Annotated in this window: 8 protein-coding genes; 5 read left to right on the top strand and 3 right to left on the bottom strand. The window is 51.8% G+C overall.

The window, feature by feature from the left end; genetic code table 11:
• On the top strand, positions 1-854 hold an 854-nt coding region (locus J1785_RS04675), incomplete at its 5' end, for a glycosyltransferase family 4 protein (RefSeq protein ID WP_217218917.1).
• Between the two features lie 46 nt (positions 855-900).
• Here J1785_RS04675 and mltC read toward each other — a convergent pair.
• From mltC to mutY, 3 genes are all read right to left on the bottom strand, one after another.
• Positions 901-1980 carry a membrane-bound lytic murein transglycosylase MltC gene (gene mltC / locus J1785_RS04670; RefSeq protein ID WP_217218916.1) on the bottom strand — a complete coding sequence of 360 codons (1080 nt, stop codon included), beginning with the start codon at positions 1978-1980 and terminating at the stop codon, positions 901-903.
• A 75-nt stretch (positions 1981-2055) separates the two neighbouring features.
• Positions 2056-2328, bottom strand: coding sequence for an oxidative damage protection protein (locus tag J1785_RS04665; RefSeq protein ID WP_013576841.1), 273 nt, complete (start codon positions 2326-2328; stop codon positions 2056-2058).
• Between the two features lie 33 nt (positions 2329-2361).
• Positions 2362-3420 carry an A/G-specific adenine glycosylase gene (gene mutY / locus J1785_RS04660; RefSeq protein ID WP_217218915.1) on the bottom strand — a complete coding sequence of 353 codons (1059 nt, stop codon included), beginning with the start codon at positions 3418-3420 and terminating at the stop codon, positions 2362-2364.
• A gap of 252 nt (positions 3421-3672) precedes the next feature.
• On the opposite strand from mutY, the gene trmB reads away from it, so the two are divergent.
• From trmB to J1785_RS04640, 4 genes are all read left to right on the top strand, one after another.
• A complete protein-coding gene (trmB, locus tag J1785_RS04655; protein WP_129953047.1) occupies positions 3673-4392 on the top strand; it encodes a tRNA (guanosine(46)-N7)-methyltransferase TrmB in 720 nt (239 codons plus the stop codon).
• On the top strand, positions 4392-4718 hold the full coding sequence (locus tag J1785_RS04650) for a YggL family protein (RefSeq protein ID WP_129953046.1): 327 nt from the start codon (positions 4392-4394) through the stop codon (positions 4716-4718). Before trmB ends, J1785_RS04650 begins: the two co-directional genes overlap by 1 nt.
• Positions 4719-4794: 76 nt before the next feature.
• The gene (gene glsB / locus J1785_RS04645; protein WP_129953045.1) at positions 4795-5721 is read left to right on the top strand and encodes a glutaminase B; all 927 of its coding nucleotides are present in this window, start codon (positions 4795-4797) and stop codon (positions 5719-5721) included.
• 24 nt (positions 5722-5745) lie between these two features.
• Complete coding sequence (locus J1785_RS04640) at positions 5746-6480, top strand: YggN family protein (protein ID WP_129953044.1); 735 nt, start codon at positions 5746-5748, stop codon at positions 6478-6480.
• Positions 6481-6528 lie beyond the last annotated feature (48 nt).

The following is a 6528-nucleotide window of genomic DNA, read 5'->3' as shown; positions in this document are numbered from 1 at the left end:
ATTTTACGCCTAAAAATAACATCTATTTTACGCTGGCAGCTAAGGTATTAGATATTCCTGCCATCAACAATATCGCCGGACTGGGCAGTGTTTTCATGAGCAAAGGCATGGTGAGGATAATATGCCGGCATCTGTACCGGTTCAGTCAGCGCTATGCGGCAAAAATTTTCTTTCAGAATGAGGATGACCGGGAATTATTCCTGACTGAAATGCTGCCTGATTATTTATATACCGAACGATTACCGGGTTCGGGTGTTGATTTAATGCGTTTCAAGGTAACACCGGCACCTGATGATGATGTGGTACGTTTTATACTGATTTCCCGAATGCTCTATTCCAAAGGAGTAGAACATTATGTTGATGCGGCGCGCAAATTGAAGAAACGGCATGGGCAGCGCTGTGAATTTCGCTTGCTTGGGTTCCTGGACGTTAATAATCCGGCCGCCATTAAGACCGAACGGATGGCCGCCTGGATTGAGGAGGGCAACATACTTTATCTGGGGACGTCAGATAATGTTGAGCAGGAAATCGCGCTGGGCGACTGTATTGTTTTGCCTTCCTTTTACCGTGAGGGGGTGCCGAAATCCTTACTCGAAGCCGGAGCGATGGGGAAGCCTCTGATTACCACGCGTAATATTGGTTGTCAGGACACGGTCAATGAAGGGGTAAATGGTTTTCTGTGTGAGCCACAGGATACGGGGTGTTTAACACGTGCGATGGACCGGATAATCAACCTTACCCACTCGCAACGTCTGGATATGGGCAACGAGAGCAGGAAAAAAATGGTCAGGGAGTTCGACGAAAAAATAGTCATTTCCCGCTATCTGACGGCCATTGAACAGGTTCTTTCCTGACACCGGCGGTTATTCCGCCGCCGGTGTCAGGCTTGCTGACAAAATGCTAGTCCACGCGGCGATAGCTGCGCTGCGTATTGTTGACTTTATACAGATAGCGGCGCGATTCTCCGGACGGATGTTTGGTCGTCAGTGTGGTATAGACATCGCCCGGCGACATGCTGTTAATGATGTTAAATGCCTGCGTTTTATTGCTTGAGAACACGCGTAACACGCTGCCTGCGCCACCGTTATACGCAGTAATCACTGCATAACGACGTGATGTCGGATTGCTGATGTTCCCCAGATAAACGTTTTGCAGCATCGCCAGGTATGCGGTGCCGGTATTGATGTTATTTTGAGGATCAAACAGATAGCTTCGGCTTGGCTTACCCCATTTCCCTTCTGATTTAAACACATCCACCCCAGCGGTATGCTGCACAACCTGCATCAGCCCCAGCGCATCGGCGTTACTCACCGCATACGGGTTAAAAGCAGATTCCGTTTGCATGATCGCCAGTATCAGTGACTGATCGACACCATATTTCGCAGAGGCTTCGCGGATCATCGGCAGGTATTTATGCGCACGCTGATTCAGGTGGTTTGGTACCATCTGGATCGTTACGGAATAAATGACATGCAGGCCGGACTGACGGCGCATCAGTTTGTTCTGGATCAGATAGTCGGCAAAGCTGGCGGCACGCCCTTCCCAGCGGATCGGCTGACCGGTGTTGTCGAGAACCTGACCGTACAACATCGGTTCCCGGCTGATCTGGATATCGTTGGCGTCTGAGTAGAGATCAACGTTGCCCGGGTCATCGCCCACCAGCAAGGTGCTGATAATGGCCTTACGCAGGCTGGCGGCCGGATCGGTGCCAGAAATGGTTTCAAGAGTAATGGTACCCGCATCAAAGTTAATATGGCTGCGGGTGTAATACTGATCGCTATATTTCACGTAGTCTTTCGGACCCGCGATCAGCACTTCATTCATGCCCCAGATGTTTTCGATGTTATGGGCGAACTGGCCCATCAAAATGTCAAATCCGTTAGTGTCTTTCACATAAGCTTCGTTGAACGAGTCTTTCTTACTGCCGGAGCAGGAGATCAACATGGGCGCGATAACCAGCAAAGCTAAAATTTTCTTCATCTTACAAGCCGTTTCTGATGAAAGAAGCAGGCGCCGGGGCACCTGCCTTAATGTTTCAACCATTATTACCAATGATTATTTTGAGGGCGGGGTATAGCCTTCGATATGAACATCCTGACCTTCAAACAGAAAATTCACCATTTCCTGCTCCAGCAATTTACGGTCATCCGGGTTCATCATGCTGAGTTTCTTTTCGTTGATCAGCATGGTCTGTTTGGCCATCCACTGCGACCAGGCTTCTTTGGAAATTTCATTGAAAATACGTTTGCCAATCTCGCCAGGGTACAGCTGGAAGTCTTGCCCTTCGGCATCGCGCTTGAGAAAGGTGCAAAAAATCGTTCTGCTCATGCTAATTCCTTATCGATCGTTCTTTTAGGGCGGTTATTTGCCAGCGGTCTGCTTTGCTAATTGTATCAGCAGACGTTCTACCGGCGCGGCCAGCCCGACGGATTGTGGTTGCGCTAAGTTATACCAGAGACCCGCACCTTCATCCATGCAACCCGCCGTAGAACGTAGATTTAACCACATCGGAACGATATCCAGATGGAAATGGCTGAAAGTGTGACGGAAAGCGGTCTGTTGCTGTAACGCATTTTGCGTAACACCGTATTTTTGCAGCCCCAGCGCGAGTTCATCTTCGGTCTGGTATTGCGGGAAGCAGAACAATCCGCCCCACAGGCCGACGGGCGGACGCTGCTCCAGCCAGACTTTATCTTCCTGCTGAATCATCAGCATAAAGGCCGTTTTTTCCGGTAACGTGGTTTTGGGTTTTTTACCCGGGTATTTTGCCCAGCTGTGATGTGCGTAAGCTTCGCAACCTGATTTCACCGGGCATAACTCGCATTTCGGTTTGCTGCGGGTACAGACCATGGCACCCAGATCCATCATTGCCTGATTAAACTGTGCGACACCTTCGGCAGGCGTGACGTCTTCACTGATCGCCCACAGTTTATTTTCGGTTTTTTTCTCGCCCGGCCAGCCGTCAACGGCGTAGCAACGGGCCAGCACGCGTTTCACATTGCCGTCTAAAATGGGGTAATGCTGATTCAGTGCCAGCGACAACACGGCGCCCGCCGTTGAACGGCCAATGCCCGGCAGCGCAAGAATTTCATCAAACGTCGTCGGAAATACGCCGCCGTGCTGGCTGGCAATAGTTTGGGCCGCTTTATGCAGGTTTCGTGCACGGGCGTAATAGCCAAGGCCGGTCCACAGATGCAATACTTCGTCGAGCGGTGCCGCGGCGAGATCTGACACCGTCGGGAAACGTTCCATAAAGCGTTCAAAATACGGGATGACAGTCGCTACCTGCGTTTGCTGCAACATCACTTCTGAAAGCCAGACTTTATAAGGTGTTTTGGCAATTTGCCACGGCAGCGTCTTGCGGCCATAGCGCTGATACCAGTCGAGCACCGGCGGCGAAAAAGAAGGGGCTTCCATCATGGGTGAATTACAGTCCGGCAGGGTTAAAAGACGGGGCTGATCACATCACAGTTCCCGTCTGGCTGTAAACCGGAACTTTCCGCACTGTACGCACAGTAGTTAGTGGCTGATTTCAGTATTGACTGTTTTCCTGCCCGCAAGCCTTGCTAATCGGGAGTAAGTTTGGATAATGCGCCTTTCCTTATATTCAGTGACCCAGGCACAGGCATCCGCGCGCGGGTACCGCGTCTTGCCAATCGGAGTGGAAACACCATGAAAAACGACGTCATTTCACCGGAGTTCGACGAGAATGGTCGCGCGATGCGCCGTATTCGTAGTTTTGTCCGCCGCCAGGGCCGCCTGACGAAAGGACAGCAATTCGCTCTGGACAACTTCTGGCCGGTAATGGGCGTGGAATTTCAGACAGAACCTCTGGCAATTGATGCCTTGTTTGGTCGCAGTGCACCGGTTGTGCTGGAAATCGGTTTCGGAATGGGCACGTCGCTGGTCACCATGGCTAAACAGAACCCGGACCAAAATTTCATCGGCATTGAAGTTCACTCGCCTGGCGTCGGTGCCTGTCTTGCGACCGCGCATGAAGAGGGTGTCAGTAACCTGCGCGTGATGTGCCACGATGCAGTCGAAGTGTTAGAAAAAATGATTCCGGATGGCTCGCTGGATATGGTGCAGCTATTCTTTCCTGACCCGTGGCACAAAGCGCGCCATAATAAGCGCCGTATCGTGCAGCCGGAGTTCGTTGAGAAGCTGCGCAGGAAACTGAAAGTAGGCGGCGTGTTCCATATGGCAACCGACTGGGAGCCGTATGCAGAGCACATGCTTGAAGTCATGACCGGTTTAGAAAGCTGGGCGAACCTGTCGCAGGAAAACAATTATGTTCCGCGCCCGGAATCCCGCCCGGTGACCAAGTTCGAAATGCGTGGCCAGCGTTTAGGCCACGGCGTATGGGATCTGATGTTTGAGAGGAAGCAATAATGGCTAAGAATCGCAGTCGTCGTTTACGTAAGAAGTTACACATTGCCGAGTTCCAGGAACTGGGCTTCTCTGTAAAATGGCGTTTCCCGGAAGGTACCGCGGTAGAAACCATTGATGAATCCCTGGATAAATTCATTGACGGTGTGATTGAGCCAAACAAACTGGCCTTTGACGGCAGTGGTTACCTGCAATGGGAAGGTCTGGTTTGCCGTCAGGACATCGGTCACTGCACTGATGAACAGCGCGCGCAGGTCAAAAAATGGTTAGAAGACCATAAAATGGAAGACGTGGAAGTCAGCGAGTTGTTTGATATCTGGTGGGATTAATTCCCGCAGATCTGCAGGATCGCTGAATGTAAAGGTGCCTCTGACAGGCACCTTTGTTACATCTGGAGGCTGGGCATTGGGTACTGAACTTGATAACAATTTGCTGGAAGATATTCTTGCGCAGGTCAGGCCGCTGATAGGTCGCGGTAAAGTCGCCGGTTATATTCCTGCGCTGGCGGAAGTCAGCCCCGATCATTTAGGCATCGCCGTGTGTACCACGAAAGGAGAAATCTTTCGTGCCGGTGATGCCGGGATGCGTTTCTCGATCCAGTCGATTTCTAAAGTCCTCAGCCTGACGCTGGCGCTGACCCGCTATCAGGAAAGCGAAATCTGGCAGCGCGTCGGTAAAGAGCCCTCGGGGCAGCCCTTTAATTCCCTGGTACAGCTTGAGCTTGAGCAGGGAAAACCGCGTAACCCGTTTATTAACCCGGGCGCGCTGGTGGTTTGCGATATGCTGCAAACCCGTCTGTCCGCACCCAAGCAAAGAATGCTGGAAGTGGTACGTCAGCTGGCCGGATCGGCAGATCTCAACTACGATCGGCACGTTGCGCGTTCCGAGTTTGAGCATTCCGACCGCAACGCCGCTATTGCTTATCTGATGAAGTCTTTTGGTAATTTCGACAACGATGTCATCACCGTTTTGCATACTTATTTTCATTACTGCGCACTGCGGATGAGTTGTGAAGAACTGGCGCGCACCTTTGTGTATCTGGCCAATAAAGGCCATCCGCTCGGCAGCGAGACACCGCTCATCGATGCCCGCCAGGCGCGGCAGATTAATGCAATGATGGTGACCAGCGGAATGTACGACGGTGCGGGTGAATTCGCTTATCGCGTCGGAATGCCGGGTAAATCCGGCGTCGGCGGTGGCATCATTGCCGTCGTGCCGGGGGAAATGTGTATCGCGGTTTGGTCGCCGGAACTTGATGCGGCAGGGAACTCTTTGGCAGGTATTGCTGCCTTAGAATTACTGGCGCAACGTATTGGCCGTTCAATTTTTTGAGTTTGCTGTCTTAAGGGAGAGTACATGTTAGTAAAAAGTGGAGTGGTAAAAGCCGGACTTGCTGCATTGCTGGCGCTGAGCGCGTGGAGCGCGCAGGCTGATTATCAATGTGCCGTACAGCCTAAAGATGACGTGATCATCAAGCCGCAGACCGTTCAGGTGGTCGGTAACAGCGGTGATTTGCTGATCACCCCCAATGGTAACGTGACCCTCAACGGTAAAGACATGACCCTGAGCGCCAGACAGCGTCAGGAAGCAATCGACTATCAGGCCGGTTTACGCCGTGACCTGCCGTGGATTGATCAGGGAGCAACGGCGCATCTTGAAAAAGGCCGCGTGGCGGTTGACCGGGTGATCGTCGAGAAACTGGGCACCGACAGCAACGTGCGTAACCGACTGGTGACACTCGATAAAAAACTGAAAGAGCAAATGAACCTCATCATCGAGCATCGTACTGACGGCCTGACCTTCCACCATAAAGCTGTGGATCAGGTTAAGCAGAATGGTCAGAAGCTGATGGAGCAAACCATGGGCGGTGTGATGCAGGACAGCATCAACGAGATGGGCCTCAAACAGGCGACCAGCGGCGGAAATCCGCTGCAGGCAATGATGGGGAATCTTGGCGGCCTGCAGCAAGCCATTCAGGAAGAGTGGAACAAGCAGGAAAAAGAGTTTAAAACCTTTGGCGATGACGTCTGTAAGCGTGTGACGAATCTGGATACTCAGCACAAAGCCCTGCTGGCGGATTTGAAACAATAATCGTCAGTTTCAAACGTCAGGCATAAAAAGGCCTTCCGGTGATAAACC

It is taken from the genome of Rahnella perminowiae, from assembly GCF_019049755.1.
Taxonomy (GTDB): Bacteria; Pseudomonadota; Gammaproteobacteria; order Enterobacterales; family Enterobacteriaceae; genus Rahnella; species Rahnella perminowiae.
The sequence above is the reverse complement of the archived record's forward strand: the minus strand, read 5'-3'. Positions and strand labels throughout refer to the sequence as shown.

Bases quoted from the DNA above. Each gene is read 5' to 3' on its own strand.
- mltC (WP_217218916.1), bottom strand. From the start codon at position 1,980: ATGAAGAAAATTTTAGCTTTGCTGGTTATCGCGCCCATGTTGATCTCC.
- J1785_RS04665 (WP_013576841.1), bottom strand. From the start codon at position 2,328: ATGAGCAGAACGATTTTTTGCACCTTTCTCAAGCGCGATGCCGAAGGG.
- mutY (WP_217218915.1), bottom strand. From the start codon at position 3,420: ATGATGGAAGCCCCTTCTTTTTCGCCGCCGGTGCTCGACTGGTATCAG.
- trmB (WP_129953047.1), top strand. From the start codon at position 3,673: ATGAAAAACGACGTCATTTCACCGGAGTTCGACGAGAATGGTCGCGCG.
- J1785_RS04650 (WP_129953046.1), top strand. From the start codon at position 4,392: ATGGCTAAGAATCGCAGTCGTCGTTTACGTAAGAAGTTACACATTGCC.
- J1785_RS04640 (WP_129953044.1), top strand. From the start codon at position 5,746: ATGTTAGTAAAAAGTGGAGTGGTAAAAGCCGGACTTGCTGCATTGCTG.